This window comes from Aeromicrobium erythreum (assembly GCF_001509405.1).
Classification (GTDB): domain Bacteria; phylum Actinomycetota; class Actinomycetes; order Propionibacteriales; family Nocardioidaceae; genus Aeromicrobium; species Aeromicrobium erythreum.
This window is the reverse complement of the sequence record NZ_CP011502.1, coordinates 2,423,792-2,438,712: the sequence shown is the minus strand read 5'-3', so window position 1 is coordinate 2,438,712 and position 14,921 is coordinate 2,423,792. Positions and strand designations below refer to the sequence as shown.

11 protein-coding genes are annotated in these 14,921 nt (G+C 72.9%); 8 read left to right on the top strand and 3 right to left on the bottom strand.

Features of this window, described 5'->3' with window-relative positions; genetic code table 11:
• Positions 1 to 26 precede the first annotated feature (26 nt).
• From aqpZ to Aeryth_RS11520, 4 genes are all read left to right on the top strand, one after another.
• Positions 27 to 758, top strand: coding sequence for an aquaporin Z (gene aqpZ, locus Aeryth_RS11535; RefSeq protein ID WP_067858731.1), 732 nt, complete (start codon positions 27 to 29; stop codon positions 756 to 758).
• Between the two features lie 165 nt (positions 759 to 923).
• Positions 924 to 1,865: an AAA family ATPase gene (locus Aeryth_RS11530; RefSeq protein ID WP_144433761.1), complete on the top strand. Its 942-nt coding sequence runs from the start codon at positions 924 to 926 to the stop codon at positions 1,863 to 1,865.
• Between the two features lie 22 nt (positions 1,866 to 1,887).
• Positions 1,888 to 3,147 (top strand): DUF58 domain-containing protein, encoded by a 1,260-nt coding sequence (locus Aeryth_RS11525; protein WP_067858725.1) that lies wholly within the window; start codon positions 1,888 to 1,890, stop codon positions 3,145 to 3,147.
• On the top strand, positions 3,134 to 5,305 hold the full coding sequence (locus Aeryth_RS11520) for a transglutaminase TgpA family protein (protein WP_067858722.1): 2,172 nt from the start codon (positions 3,134 to 3,136) through the stop codon (positions 5,303 to 5,305). The genes Aeryth_RS11525 and Aeryth_RS11520 overlap by 14 nt, the downstream gene beginning before the upstream one ends.
• An 8-nt stretch (positions 5,306 to 5,313) precedes the next feature.
• On the opposite strand, the gene Aeryth_RS11515 is transcribed toward Aeryth_RS11520, so the two are convergent.
• Complete coding sequence (locus Aeryth_RS11515; protein WP_067858718.1) at positions 5,314 to 6,762, bottom strand: acyl-CoA synthetase; 1,449 nt, start codon at positions 6,760 to 6,762, stop codon at positions 5,314 to 5,316.
• Positions 6,759 to 8,096: an SLC13 family permease gene (locus tag Aeryth_RS11510; RefSeq protein WP_067858716.1), complete on the bottom strand. Its 1,338-nt coding sequence runs from the start codon at positions 8,094 to 8,096 to the stop codon at positions 6,759 to 6,761. Before Aeryth_RS11510 ends, Aeryth_RS11515 begins: the two co-directional genes overlap by 4 nt.
• A 145-nt stretch (positions 8,097 to 8,241) precedes the next feature.
• Between Aeryth_RS11510 and Aeryth_RS11505 the strand changes: the two genes are divergently transcribed.
• Positions 8,242 to 8,979: an IclR family transcriptional regulator gene (locus Aeryth_RS11505; protein ID WP_067858713.1), complete on the top strand. Its 738-nt coding sequence runs from the start codon at positions 8,242 to 8,244 to the stop codon at positions 8,977 to 8,979.
• Between the two features lie 24 nt (positions 8,980 to 9,003).
• Here Aeryth_RS11505 and Aeryth_RS11500 read toward each other — a convergent pair whose 3' ends face one another.
• Complete coding sequence (locus Aeryth_RS11500; protein WP_067858710.1) at positions 9,004 to 10,053, bottom strand: glutathione S-transferase C-terminal domain-containing protein; 1,050 nt, start codon at positions 10,051 to 10,053, stop codon at positions 9,004 to 9,006.
• 194 nt (positions 10,054 to 10,247) lie between these two features.
• On the opposite strand from Aeryth_RS11500, the gene leuA reads away from it, so the two are divergent.
• From leuA to amaB, 3 genes are all read left to right on the top strand, one after another.
• A complete protein-coding gene (leuA, locus tag Aeryth_RS11495) occupies positions 10,248 to 12,014 on the top strand; it encodes a 2-isopropylmalate synthase (protein ID WP_067858707.1) in 1,767 nt (588 codons plus the stop codon).
• A gap of 278 nt (positions 12,015 to 12,292) precedes the next feature.
• Entirely contained in the window at positions 12,293 to 13,384 is a 1,092-nt protein-coding gene (locus tag Aeryth_RS11490) for a saccharopine dehydrogenase C-terminal domain-containing protein (RefSeq protein ID WP_067858704.1), read from the top strand.
• A complete protein-coding gene (gene amaB / locus Aeryth_RS11485; protein WP_067858702.1) occupies positions 13,381 to 14,913 on the top strand; it encodes an L-piperidine-6-carboxylate dehydrogenase in 1,533 nt (510 codons plus the stop codon). The genes Aeryth_RS11490 and amaB overlap by 4 nt, the downstream gene beginning before the upstream one ends.
• Positions 14,914 to 14,921 lie beyond the last annotated feature (8 nt).

The window sequence follows — 14,921 nt, the reverse complement described above, 5'->3', positions numbered from 1 at the left end:
CCCCACCTCGACACGAGAGAGGCCCCATGTCCACCACCACGCCCGTCTTCACCACCTCGCAGCGCCTGACGGCCGAGGCGCTCGGCACCTTCTGGCTCGTCCTCGGCGGCTGCGGCACCGCGGTGCTCGCCGGTGACCAGGTCGGCTTCGCCGGCGTCGCGCTGGCGTTCGGCCTGACCGTCCTCACCGGCGCCTACGCGTTCGGCCCCGTCTCCGGCGGGCACTTCAACCCCGCGGTGTCCGTGGGACTCGCGACCGCCCGCCGCTTCCCGTGGAAGGACGTACCGGCGTACGCGGCGGCACAGGTGGTCGGCGCGACCGTGGCCGGTGCGCTCCTGCTCGCCATCGCCTCGGGCAAGCCCGGGTTCGACGCCGTCGCCTCCGGTTTCGCCACGAACGGCTACGGCGACCGCTCGCCCGGCGGCCACGGGTTCTGGGCCGTCGTGGTCACCGAGGTCGTGCTGACCGCCTTCTTCCTCTTCGTGATCCTCGGCGCCTCGTCCAAGCGTGCGGCGGTCGGCTTCTCGGGCCTCGCCATCGGTCTGGCCCTCACGCTGATCCACCTCGTGAGCATCCCGGTCAGCAACACGTCGGTGAACCCGGCGCGCTCGCTCGGCGTGGCCTGGTTCGCGGGCGGCGACGCCCTCTCGCAGGTCTGGGTCTTCATCCTGGCGCCCGTCGTCGGTGCCGCGATCGCCGGCCTCGCCCACGCCGCCCTCCTCGGCGACGACGAGGAGGACGCGGCCGACGCGCAGTAGTCGACGCGTCGTGCCGGCCTGGCGTCGGTCCTCCCCCGGAAGACCGTCGCCAGGTCCGCACATCGCGGGGACGGGGAGGCCCGGCGGAAACTCCTGGTCGTCCTGCGACGTTGGGGGGAGCAGGGGATGATGGACCGACCCCCCGCCACCGACCGAGGGAGTCCCATGGACGACGCCCGAGCCGCCGCCCGCCGTGTCCTCACGAACATCGAGTCCGTCGTCGACGGCAAGCCCGAGGCGGTCCAGACCGCCGTCGTGGTCCTGCTCGCCGAGGGCCACCTGCTGATCGAGGACGTCCCCGGCGTCGGCAAGACCGTGCTCGCCCGCGCGCTCGCGCGCAGCGTCGACGGCTCCGTGCGTCGCATCCAGTTCACGCCCGACCTGCTGCCCTCCGACGTCACCGGCGTCTCGGCGTTCAACCAGCAGAAGGGCGAGTTCGAGTTCAAGCCCGGTGCGGTGTTCGCGAACATCGTCATCGGCGACGAGATCAACCGCGCCTCCCCCAAGACCCAGTCCGCGCTCCTGGAGGCCATGGAGGAGCGGCAGGTCACGGTCGACGGGCGCACCCACCGGCTGGCGACGCCGTTCAGCGTGATCGCCACGCAGAACCCGTACGAGATGGAGGGCACGTACGCGTTGCCCGAGGCCCAGCGCGACCGCTTCACCGCCCGGATCTCGATGGGCTACCCCGACGTCGATGCCGAGCTGGAGATGCTGCGCGACCGCGACGTCGACAACCCCCTCGACCGGCTGCAGCCGGTCGTGACCATCGACGACGTCCGCGTGATGATCGCCCAGGCACGTGCCGTCTTCGCGTCGGAGTCGGTCGAGCGGTACTGCGTGGCGATCGCGCGCGCCACGCGTGAGGACGCCGCGTTGCGCCTCGGCGCCAGCCCGCGCGCGACCCTGCAGCTGGTGCGTGTCGCCAAGGCCCGCGCCTACCTGGACGACCGCGACTACGTGCTGCCCGACGACGTCGACGCCCTCGCCCCGCTCGTGCTCCCGCACCGGCTCGTCCCGGCCCGGGGCTCGGCGCCCGTGGAGGAGACGGTGCGCCGCATCGTGGCCGAGACTCCCGTGCCGCAGGGCGCGGTGGAGCCCCGATGAGCCACCGGTCGGTGACCACGGCGTGAGGCTGCTGCGACGGCTGCCCCGTCCTGGCCTGGCCTGGCCTGGTCTGCGACTGACGGGTCGTGGTGCCGGCTTCCTCGTGACGTCGCTGGTCCTGCTCGCCGCGGCGCCGTTGCTGTCGCTCCCTGCTCTGCTGAGCGTCTCGGCGATGCTGCTGGGCGTCGTCGTGCTGGCGGCCGTCTTCGTGCTCCTCGGGCAGGCGCGGGTCGTCGTCGAGCGGCGCTTCGCGCCCGAGGTGCTCTCGCCGGGCGACACCACGACCGCCACCGTCGAGGTGACCAACCTGTCGGTGCTGCCCGCCCTCGAGGCCCGCTGGAGCGACACCGTGCCGCACGGGCTGAGCGCCGATGCCAGCGGCGTGCTCCCGCCGCTCGGCGGCAGTCGCACCCGCCGGTCGCGGGCGCGGTTCCGCTACCCCGTGCAGGGCCTGCGGCGAGGTCGGCACGTGCTCGGGCCGCTGCGGGTCGAGGTCGTCGACCCGTTCGGCCTCGTGCTGCGCCGCCACACCTTCGGCGACGCCCAGGACCTCGTGGTGCTCCCGCGGCGGCACGCGCTCGACGCGGGATCGACCCGGGGGCTCGACGAGGGGGTCGCCGCCCAGGGCGCGGCACACCGCGCCGGCATCGGCGAGGACGACCTGGTCGCCCGCACGTACCTGCCCGGCGACGCGCTGAAGCGGATGCACTGGAAGGCCACCGCGCACCGCGGCGAGCTCATGGTGCGCCAGGAGGAGCAGCAGGACGACCCGAGGATCGGCGTCGTCGTCGACCCCGACGCGGCGTCCTTCGGCACCGCCCGGGAGCGGGACGGCTGGTCGTACTCGCCCGAGCTGGAGTGGGCGGTCAGCGCCGCGGCGTCGATGGTCGACCACCTCGTGCACGCCGGTTTCGCCGTCACCCTCCGCTCGCCGCTCGACGTGGTCGACCGCCAGCTCGACCACGTCGAGGCCGTCGAGGAGGCCCTCGTCGACCTCGCGGTGCTCGAGCCGCTGCCGGGCGCCGACCCTGCCGACGCCGATCCCGGGGAGCGGACCGTGGTGGCCGTGCTCGGGCGTCCCGACGTCGCGCGTGCCCAGGCCTGGACCGAGGCGCTCGCGGGCGCCACCAGCGTGCTCGCGCTCGTCTCCGCCGGGACGCGCGGACCGGCGCTCGAGGTGCTCGAGCGTGCCGGCTGGCGGCACGTCCCCTACACCGCCCACGACGACGTGTCCGAGGTCTGGTCGCGCCTGGGGGTGAGTCGCACCCGTGCTGCGTCCTGAGGCCTCCACCCGACGTCGCGCCGCCGCCGTACCGCGGCGCCCCTGGCTCGACCAGCTCCTCGTCGTCGGCGCGCTCGCCGTGCTCCTGCTGGGCTACGACACGGTCGTCGAGGGTCGTGACTGGTGGGTGACCACCACACTGGTCGCCGGCCTGGTCGCCCTCGTCTGCGCGGTGCTCGGCAGCCTCGCACCGCGGTTCGCCGTCCCGGTCGGGCTCCTCGTGCTGGTGGTGGTGCTGGGGTGGGTGTTCGTCCCCGAGACGTTCGCCGGACCCCTCCCGACCACCTCGACCTTCCAGGGACTCGGCGAGGCGCTGTCGCGGGCCCAGGTGATCGTGATGGAGGAGGCCGCGCCGGCGGCGGCCGCGCGCCCGCTCGTGCTGCTCCTCGCCGGGGCCTTCGGCCTGCTCGTCCTGGTGCTCGACCTCGTGCTGCGTCTGCGCGTCGGCGTCTTCTTGACGGGAGCCGTGCTGCTGGTGGTCTACGCCGCGCCGGCCCTGGTCTCCGGCGAGACGCCCTCGCTCTGGGTCTTCGCCGGGGCGGCCGCCTGCTGGCTCGCGCTCCTGCGCACCCGCACGGCAGCGACGTCCGCGGGCTGGGCGTCGCTGGTGCCGGCCCTCGGTCTCGGTGGCTCGGCCCTGCTCGTCGGCGTGCTGCTGCCCCCCGTCCTGCCCGACGTCACCGCCGTCGCCAAGCCGTGGGGCGAGCCGCCGCCGCAGGTGTTCGGCCGCGGCATCAACCCGATGCTGCAGCTGGGCCAGAACCTACGTCGCAACAGCACCACCGTCTCCGCGCGCTACACGACCACGCTGCAGGACCCGCCGTACCTCAAGGTCGCGACGCTGCGCGACTTCCGCGGCCGCACGTGGCGTCCGGCGACGGCGAACGACGGCGACCCGTTCGAGAGCCGCATCGGCATCGAGCCGGAGGTCCGGACGAGCCAGGAGACCACCACCATCCGGATCGCCGACCTGCGCAGCAGCATGCTGCCGGTGCCGTACCCGGTGCTCGACGTCGACGGTCTGCGCGGGGCCTGGTCGCTGCGCCGCACCGGCCTGACCATCAGCTCCGACAGCTCCACGACGCGCGACCAGCAGTACACGGTCACGAGCCTCGAGCGGCTCCCGACGGCCGAGCAGATGCGGGCGCTGGTCACGTCGCCGACCGCAGTACCCCTTGACTACACCGCGCTGCCCGACGACGTGCCGCGGGTCGTCGCCTCGACGGCGCGCGAGGTCACGGCCGACGCCACCAACGACTACGACCGTGCCATGGCGCTGCAGGACTACTTCCGCCAGAACTTCGTCTACTCCGAGACCGCGCCGGTCGCAGAGGACTACGACGGCAACGGGGTCGGCGTGCTCGGCACGTTCCTGGAGGAGAAGGCCGGCTACTGCGTGCACTTCTCCTCCGCCATGGCGGTCATGGCACGCGAGCTGGGGATGCCGTCGCGCATCGCGGTCGGCTACGCGCCCGGCCAGGCCGCCGGGGTCGACGACGACGGGAACACCGAGTACGAGGTGACGTCCGACGACCTGCACGCGTGGCCCGAGATCTACTTCGACGGCGTCGGCTGGGTCGGCTTCGAGCCGACGCCGGGCGTCGGGTCGCGCACCGGCTTCGAGGAGCCCGAGGGCACCCCGGAGAGCACCGAGCAGGCAGCACCGCAGGACCAGCCGTCGCAGCGACCGAGCGATGCCGCCGCGGAGGAGGGCTCGGTCACGACCGAGGCGTCGGCCGCCGACTCCGAGGCCCCGACGGCGCCGCGCACCGCCCTCACCGTCGCGGTCGTCCTGCTGCTCGCGGCGCTGCTGCCCGGTCTGCTGCGCAGCCTGCTGCGACGTCGTCGGCTTGCTGCCTCCGACCCCGAGCCGTGGTGGCGCGAGGTGGAGGCGTCGGCCGTCGACGTCGGGCTGGCCGTGCCGCGGGCCGGGACGCCGCGCGGCCTCGTCGACGTGGTCGGTCCTCGGGCCGACCCCGACGACCTGCGCCGGGTGCTCACCGCCGTCGAGCGCTCGCGCTACGCCCGGCCGGGCACCGACGTCGCCGACGAGCGCGAGGCCGCACGCCGGGTGGTCGACCGGGTGCGTGCGGCCGGGTCGCGCGGGGAGCGGCTGCGGGCGTTGCTCCTGCCGCGGTCGCTGCTGCGTCGACGCTGACGCGCGGCTCAGCCCGGCACGTCGAGCATGAGCTTCTTCTGCACCTTGCCCATCGCGTTGCGCGGCAGCGACGGCACGAACCGGACCTCGCGCGGCCGCTTGTGCCACGACAGGTCCGCCGCGACGTGCTCGACCATCCGCGCGGCGAGGGCGTCGTCGGCGTCGTCGGGCGCGACCACCGCGTAGGCGACGATGCGCTGGCCGAGGTCCTCGTCGGGCAGCCCCAGCACGGCCACCTCCTGCACCTCCGGCAGCGCGAGCAGGGACGTCTCGATCTCGCCGGCGCCGATGCGGTAGCCCCCGGACTTGATCAGGTCGACCGACTCGCGGCCGACGATCCGGTGGAAGCCGTCGGCGTCGACGACGGCGAGGTCGCCCGTGGCGAACCACCCGTCGGACCCGAGCACCTCGGCCGTCGTCTCCGGCAGGTTCAGGTAGCCGTCGAACAGCATCGGCCCGCTGACCTCGAGCCGACCGACGGTCTCGCCGTCCGCCGGCACCTCGCCGCCGTCCTCGGCCCGCAGGCGCGTGCGGGCCTCGCCCACCGGCAGGCCGACCCAGCCGGGGCGTCGTTCGCCGTCGGCCCGCGTGCTGAGGGTGATCATGGTCTCCGTCATGCCGTAGCGCTCCACGAGCGCGTGGCCCGTGAGCTCGCGCAGCCGCTCGAAGACGGGCACGGGCAGCGGAGCGCTGCCCGACACGAGCAGGCGCGCGCCGGACAGCGCGCGCGCCGCCTCGGGGTCGCGCGCCACGCGCGTCCAGACGGTCGGCACGCCGAAGTAGACGGTGGCAGGTGTCGCCGCGTACGCCTGCGGCGTTGGACGGCCGGTGTGCACGACGCGCGAGCCCAGGTGCAGCGACCCGAGCACGCCCAGCACCAGGCCGTGGGTGTGGAACAGGGGAAGGCCGTGCGCGACGACGTCGTCGCCCGTCCAGCCCCACGCGTCGGCCAGGCCCTCGATCCCGGTCCGCAGGGCCCGGTGGCTCAGGACCACGCCCTTGGGCGCGCCGGTGGTGCCCGACGTGTAGAGCACGATGGCCGTCTCGGTCTCCGCCACCGGCTCGGGCAGGTCGACGCCTCGGTCCCCGGCGGTCGGGGCGGTCGGCACCTCGACGAGCGGCAGGTCCACGCCGTCGCGTCGTGGCCCGGCCCAGCACGTCGCGCCGGAGTCGGTCACCACGTGCGCGGTCTCGGCCGGGCCCGCGTCGGGCGGCACCGGCACCACGGGCACGCCCGCCAGCAGGCAGCCGCTCACGGCCACGACGGTCTCCAGCGTCGGCTCGGCGCACACCGCCACCGGCCCGGCGTCCGGCAGCCGCGACGCGAACGCCACGGCGACCTCGCGCAGGCCCGCGCGCGACAGCGCCCGGCCGTCGACCACGACGGCCTCCGGGTGGTCCGGGAGGTCGAGGTCGCGCAGCGCACGAAGGAGGGTCGTGGGGGAGGAGGACGTCATGAGAGCACCATGCCAGGGAGGATGAGGGTCAGGGTCAGGGCGACGGGACCGACGACGACCATCGACAGCCCCCACCGCGTCAGCAGGCTGGTCATGCGGGGACGCGCGTCCGGGTCGACGGTCGTGGCGACGTAGGTGGCGCCCACGGTCGAGAACGGCGACACGTCGACGATCGACGCGCAGACGCCGATGGCGCAGATCATCGCCCAGCCGGGTATGCCTCCGTCGGCGATGAGCGGCAGGGCGAGGGGGACCAGCGCGGCGAGCATCCCGGTCGTCGACGCGAAGGCCGAGATGAGGCCGGCCGCCGCGCACAGCAGCAGTGCCGCCACGACGGGTGCGCCGACGTGCGCGGCGCGCTCGCCGATGAGGTCGATCACGCCCATCTGCGTCAGCACGCCGACGTAGGTGATGATGCCGCCGACCAGGAGCACCGAGCCCCAGTCGATCCGGCTCATGGCAGCCTTCCCCGCCGCCGGGTCGACCAGCGCCAGCAACGCACCCAGGCCGAAGCCGATGACGCCGATGTCGGGCTCGAGGCCGCCGAGCGCCATCACCACGACGGCCACGACGAGCGCGACCATCAGCACGAGCGTGAGCACCTGGTGCGGCGTCGCCCGACCGGGCGAGCGGACCTCCGCCGGGGCGTCGTCGTCGAGGGAGAGCGAGGACTGGCCGTACTCCGGCAGCGCGGCACCTCGCGCGACCATGGCGCGCTCCAGGCGCGGCGCCTCCGCACGGCGTCGACCGCGGCCGAACAGCACGTGCGCCACGGCCAGCAGGACCAGGTTGATCACCACGGCCACCGCGAAGAGCAGCAGCGGGCTGAGCGCGATGCCTGCCGCGTCGGCGGTGCCCCACGTGATGATGCCGAACAGGCTGGTGGGGGCGAACGCGCCGGCGCTGAGCCCGCAGCCCATCGACAACGCCATGAGCATGGGGTCGATGCCGCGACGGTGCGCGACGCTCATGCCCATCGGGGCCATGACGAGCCCGCCGAGCGGAGCGCCCATGGCCGACACGAGGGCGGTCAGCGCGAAGAACGTGGTGGGCAGCGCGGCGTCCCGGTCGCCGACCCGCGCCAGCGACGTCTCGATCAGCCAGTCGATGGTGCCGTTGCTGTGGGCGATGCCGAAGAAGTAGGTGACGCCCACGAGCAGCACGAGGATCGACAGCGGGAACCCCGCGACCACCTCCTCCAGGCTGAGGTCGGCGATCCACAGGCCGACGAGCGCGGCCACGGGGAACAGGACGATGCCGATGTTGACGTTGCGGGCTGCGGCGATCGCGAACACGGCGACGAAGATGCCGAGGGCGACGAGCTGGGCGGTCATGGCGCCTCCAGGTGGGGGACGGCTCCCGGTCGGTCCATCAGGTGGAACAGTGGGCCGTAGGCCGGGACGGGCGTGTAACGTAGAGCACACGCGTGTTGCAGGGCAAGTGCCTGGACCCGCCCGTGCTGAGCCCGAGGAGGAGCCTGTGACGACCGCCAGCGTGGTGACCGCGTTCTCGGTGCTGGAGCGCGTCGCCGAGCTCCAGCCGGTCGGGCTGTCCGAGCTCGCCCGGGCCGCGGACCTGCCGAAGAGCACCGTGCACCGCTGCCTGCAGACGCTGCAGGAGGTCGGCTGGGTGGAGTCGTCCGGCGGCACGAGCGCGCGCTGGTCGATGAGCCTGCGCGCGCTGTCCGTGTGTGGCGGCGCCGGAGGTCGCCAGAGCCTGCGCGACCTCGCGCTGCCGCTCATGAGCGACCTGCAGCTGGTCACGACCGAGACCGTGCACCTCTGCGCCCCCGACGGCGACGTGCTGGTGCTGCTCGAGCGGCTCGACACCTCCCACGCCCTCCGCGCGTTCCTGCCGCTGGGGGAGCGGATCCCGCTGCACGCCTCCGCCACCGGTCTGGCCTACCTGTCGGCCTGCCCCGACGACGTGGTCGAGCGCTACCTCGCCGGCCCGCTCGAGCCGCGGACCCCGGCGTCGCTCGTCGACCCCGACGCGATCCGCGCCGAGCTCGTCGCCATCCGAGACCGCGGGTACTCGATCAACGAGAACGGCCTGTCGACCGGTATCAGCTCGCTCGGGGCGCCCATCGTCTCGCGCACCGGCGTCGTGGGGGCCCTGTCGGTGTCGGGACCCTCGATCCGCATCGTGCCCGCGCGCTTCGAGGAGCTCGGGACGCAGGTGGTGGAGTCGGCGCGCCGCCTGGGCCGACTCCTCTGACCCGCGCCCGCCCCGCCCGCTCGCTCAGCTGGGCGGCGTGCCGTCGCCGAACGGCGACCCGCCGAGCTCCTCGCGGTGGTGTGCGGTCGTCCAGCCGGAGAGGTCGGGGCCCTTCGGGACGACGCTCGTCGGGTTGATGTCGGTCTGCACCACGTAGTAGTGCTGCTTGATCTGCTCGAAGTCGGTCGCGTCGCCGAAGCCGGGCGTCTGGTAGAGGTCGCGCGCGTAGCCCCACAGCGCCGGCATCGTGGCGAGCGTCTGACGGTTGGCCTTGAAGTGGCCGTGGTAGACGGGGTCGAAGCGCGCCAGCGTCGTGAAGAGCCGCACGTCGGCCTCGGTGATGGTGTCGCCCATGAGGTAGCGACGCGTCGTCAGCCGCTCCTCGAGCCAGTCGAGCGCGGTCCAGAGCCGGTCGTACGCGGAGTCGTAGGCCTCCTGCGAACCGGCGAAGCCGCAGCGGTACACGCCGTTGTTCACCTCGGTGAACACACGGTGCATGACCTCCTCCATCTCGTCGCGGGTCGCGTCGGGCCACAGGTCGGGCGCACCCTCGCGGTGGTGGTCGGTCCACTCGAAGAAGAAGTCGTGGGTGATCCACGGGAAGTCGTTCGTGACGACCTTGCCGCTCTCGACCTCGACGACGGCGGGCACCGTGATGCCGCGCGGGTAGTCGGGGTAGCGCGCGAAGTACGCGTCCTGCAGGCGCGGGATGCCGAGCACCGGGTCGACCCCGTCGGGATCGAGGTCGAAGGTCCAGCTGCGCTTGTCGTGCGTGGGGCCGGCGAGCCCGAGCGACAGCGCGTCCTCCAGCCCGAGGAGGCGGCGCACGATGACGGTGCGCGTCGCCCAGGGGCACGCGAGCGCGGCGACGAGCCGGTAGCGGCCGGCCTCGACGGGCCAGGTCGGCGCGTCGTCCACGGGCGGCTTGCCGGTGCCCGCGCGGTCGTCGACCGGGGCGCCCCCCTGCCGCGTGATGCGGTCGGGGATGTAGTTCATGTCGCGGTCGAACTCCTGGCCGCTCGTGACGTAGGAGCCCGCCGTGGACTGGTCCTCGCTGCTGGTGTCGCTGCTCATGACCCCAGTCTGTCCGAGCCCGCCCACCGCTGCAGCGTGGTGGTCCCCGCGGACGGTGGGGTAGGCTGGCCGCGATGTACGCGAGCCGACTCCTTCTCTGCCGCGTCGAGGTCCACTAGGTCGGGCCCCTCGGCGCGGAGTTCGTCATGCACCGACCGCAACGACCTGACGAGCACCCCGAGGAAGACACCGACATGACCACGCACCGCACCGGACTGCCCAGCAACGTCGTCGCGCCGCAGAAGGCGTCGCCGATGCCGTTCGGCCGCTACCGCCCGTTCGCGCCCATCGACCTGCCCGACCGCACCTGGCCGTCCCAGACGATCACGAAGGCCCCGCGCTGGCTCTCCACCGACCTGCGCGACGGCAACCAGGCCCTCATCGACCCCATGACCCCGGTGCGCAAGCGCCGCATGTTCGAGCTGCTCGTGCGCATGGGCTACCAGGAGATCGAGGTCGGGTTCCCGTCGGCCAGCGAGACCGACTTCGCGTTCGTGCGCTCGCTGATCGAGGACGACGTCATCCCCGACGACGTCACGATCTCGGTCCTGACCCAGGCCCGCGAGGACCTCATCGAGCGGACCACGCAGGCGCTGACCGGCGCCCGGCGCGCCAACATCCACCTCTACAACGCCGTCGCGCCGCTGTTCCGCCGCGTCGTCTTCCACGCCTCGAAGGACGAGGTGCGCGCCATCGCCACCCGCGGCACCGAGCTCGTCATGAAGCACGCCGAGCAGAACATGCCGGGCACCGCGTTCGGCTACCAGTACAGCCCCGAGATCTTCACCGGCGCCGAGCTGGAGTTCAGCGTCGAGGTCTGCAACGCGGTCATGGACGTCTGGCAGCCCGAGGACGGTCGCGAGATCATCCTCAACCTGCCGGCCACCGTCGAGATGGCCACCCCGAACACCTACGCCGACCAGATCGAGTGGTTCGGCCGCAACGTCGAGCACCGCGAGAACGTCGCCATCAGCCTGCACCCGCACAACGACCGCGGCACCGCCGTCGCCGCCACCGAGCTGGCGCTGATGGCCGGAGCGGACCGCGTCGAGGGGTGCCTCTTCGGCCACGGCGAGCGCACCGGCAACGTCGACCTCGTCACCGTCGGCATGAACCTGTTCAGCCAGGGCATCGACCCGCAGGTCGACTTCACCGCCGGCGGCATCGGCATCGACGAGGTGCGCCGCACCGTCGAGTACTGCACGAGCCTGCCGGTGCACCCGCGCCACCCGTACGCGGGCGACCTCGTCTACACCGCCTTCTCCGGCTCCCACCAGGACGCCATCAAGAAGGGCCTGGAGGACCTCGACCGGATCGCCGCCGAGCAGGGCGTCGACGTGTCCGAGGTGCCGTGGGAGGCGCCCTACCTGCCCATCGACCCGCACGACGTCGGCCGCACCTACGAGGCCGTCATCCGCGTCAACAGCCAGTCCGGCAAGGGCGGCGTCTCTTACCTGCTGAAGACCGAGCACCAGCTCGACCTGCCGCGTCGCCTGCAGATCGAGTTCAGCCGGGTCGTGCAGGGCCTCACCGAGGGCGAGGCGGGCGAGATCTCCGCCGACGGCATCTGGACGGCGTTCAGCCAGGAGTACCTCGAGCGCGAGGAGCCCTACTCCCTCGTGACCTTCACCTCCACCACGTCGTCGGACGGTCACGACCAGCAGGTCGTCGACCTCGTCGTCCGCGGGGAGGAGCGCTCCTTCAAGGGCGAGGGCAACGGTCCCGTCGACGCCTTCGTCGACGGCATGCGTCAGGCCGGGGCCGACATCCGGGTGCTCGACTACACCGAGCACGCGCTGTCGGCTGGCGGCGACGCCCTTGCCGCCGCCTACGTCGAGGCCGAGATCGCCGGCGAGATCGTGTGGGGCGTGGGCATCCACGCCAACATCGTCACCGCCTCGCTGCGGGCCGTCGTCTCCGCCGCCAACCGCGCCGCGGCCCAGACCATCCCCGCCGTCTAGCCCGGTCTGCTCCGCGCCCCCGCCAGGCACCCCCGCCAGGCCCTGCTCCCTCCCCGCTGAGTGTGACGTTTCGGTGTCGTCGCGACCCGATCCGGCCCGCGAACGTCGCGCCCAGCGGGGGAGGACGGTCGGTCCGACGAACTTCACCGGATCGTCATCACTGGACCGTCCAGCCGGTACAGACACGGGGCCTCCCGCTGGCTAGCATCGTGTGACGTCGAGCACCCCTCGACGCCACACTCACGCGACGCGATCCGTCGCCGGCCCCAGGAGGTCCCGTGTCCCGTTCGCTCAACACCGTGGCGGTGTTCGGTCTCGGGAAGGTCGGCGAGCTGGTGGCCGACCTGCTCGTCCGCGCGCAGTTCGACGTCGTCGGCTACGACGCCGCCCCGCGCGACGACCTCCACTTCGCCTCCCACGTGGTCGACGTCGCCGACGCCACCGCCGTCCGCAAGGCGCTCACCGACGTCGACGCCGTCGTGTCGTGCCTGCCCTACCACCTGAACATCGCCGTCGCCGAGGCCGCGTACGACACCAGCACGCACTACTTCGACCTCACCGAGGACGTCCCGACGACGAACCGCGTCGTGGAGCTGAGCCGCCAGCGCCCCGAGTCGGCGTTCGTGCCGCAGTGCGGCCTGGCGCCCGGGCTGATCGGCATCGTCGGTGCCTCGCTCGCGCAGGGCTTCGAGCAGATCCGCAACATCGAGCTCAAGGTCGGCGCCCTGCCGCAGAACCCGACCGGCCTGCTCGGCTACGCGTTCAACTGGTCGGCCGAGGGCGTCGTCAACGAGTACCTCAACGACTGCGAGGTGCTGCGCTCCGGCCGCCGTCAGATGGTGCCGGCCATGACCGAGAAGGAGCGCGTCTTCATCGGCGGCATCGAGCTGGAGGCCGCGCTGACCTCCGGTGGTCTCGGCACGATGTGCCAGACGTACGAGGGCCGCGTGAGCCGGCTCGACTACAAGACCCTGCGCTACCCGGGCCACTTCGAGCAGATGCACTTCCTGTTCGACGAGCTCAACCTGCGCGAGCGTCGCGAGGAGGTCGGCCGGATCCTCGTCGACGCCAAGCCGCCCGTGAACGACGACATCGTCTACCTGCACGCCGCCGTCGAGGGCACGAAGGCCGGCCAGCCGTTCCGCGAGAACTACGTGCGCGGCTACCTGCCGATCGAGATCGAGGGTCGCACCTGGCGCGCCATCAGCTGGACCACCGCCGCCTCAGCCGTCTCCGTCGTCGAGCTCGTCGCCGACGGCGGCCTGCCGCACGCCGGCTTCGTCGCCCAGGAGGACATCCGCCTCGACGACCTCTTCGCCACCACCTCCGGACAGCTGTTCGCCTCCCACGGAAAGGTCTCTCCCGCATGAGCGACGTCACCACCCGCGCCCTCGAGATCCTGCAGCGCCTCGGCGCCGGCAATCCCTTCGACGCCGTTCCCGAGGGGGCGCAGCGCGACCTGCCCGCGACGTCGCCGATCGACGGCCACGAGATCGGTCGGCTCGCGTCGCACTCGGCCGCCGACGTCGGCGACGCGGTGGGCCGCGCGCACGACGCCTTCCTGCAGTGGCGCAGCGTCCCGGCGCCGGTGCGCGGCCAGTTCGTGCGCGAGCTGGGCGAGCTGCTCCGCGAGCACAAGGACGACCTCGGCGCGCTGGTGAGCATCGAGGCCGGGAAGATCCTGAGCGAGGGTCTGGGTGAGGTGCAGGAGATGATCGACATCTGCGACCTCGCGGTCGGGCTCTCCCGCCAGCTGCACGGGCTGACGATCGCCACCGAGCGTCCTGGGCACCGGATGATGGAGCAGTGGCACCCGCTGGGCGTCGTCGGCGTCATCAGCGCCTTCAACTTCCCGGTCGCGGTGTGGTCGTGGAACGCGGCGCTCGCGTTCGTCTGCGGCGACGCCGTGGTGTGGAAGCCGTCGGAGAAGACGATGCTGACCGCCCTCGCATGCCAGGCCCTCGCCGACGAGGCGGCCCGCCGCGCCGGCGCGCCGGAGCACCTGTCGCAGGTCGTGCTCGGCGCCCGTGAGGTCGGCGAGGCGCTCGTCGACGACCCGCGCGTGCCGCTCGTCTCGGCCACCGGCTCCACCCGGATGGGCAAGGAGGTCGCGCCGCGCGTGGCCGCCCGCCTGGGCCGCTCGCTGCTCGAGCTCGGCGGCAACAACGCCGCCGTCGTGGCGCCCAGCGCCGACCTCGACCTCGCCGTGCGCGGCATCGTGTTCTCCGCCGTCGGCACGGCCGGCCAGCGCTGCACGTCGCTGCGTCGCGTGATCGTGCACGAGAGCATCAAGGACGAGCTGGTGGAGCGGCTGGCGAAGGCGTACGCGACGCTGCCGATCGGCTCGCCGCTGGATCCGACCACGCTCGTCGGGCCCCTGGTCGACGAGGCGTCGTTCCGGGCGTTCGGCGACGCGATCAGCCGTGCCCAGGCCGACGGCGGCACGCTCGTCACCGGCGGCGCGCAGGACGTCGCCGCCAGCGACGCGACCGGCGGCGGCTACTACGTGCAGCCCGCCATCGTCGACATGCCCGGCCAGACCGACGTCGTGAAGGAGGAGACGTTCGCGCCGATCCTCTACGTGCTCACCTACTCCTCGTTCGTCGATGCCCTGGCCCTGCACAACGACGTCGCCCAGGGCCTGTCGTCCTCGATCTTCACCCTCGACGTGCGCGAGGCCGAGACGTTCGTGTCGGCGGTCGGCTCCGACTGCGGCATCGCCAACGTCAACATCGGCCCCTCGGGTGCCGAGATCGGTGGCGCGTTCGGCGGGGAGAAGGACACCGGCGGCGGTCGCGAGTCGGGCTCCGACGCGTGGCGCGCCTACATGCGCCGCGCGACGAACACGGTGAACTACTCCACCGAGCTGCCGCTGGCTCAGGGCGTGGAGTTCGTGTGAGCCGCTTC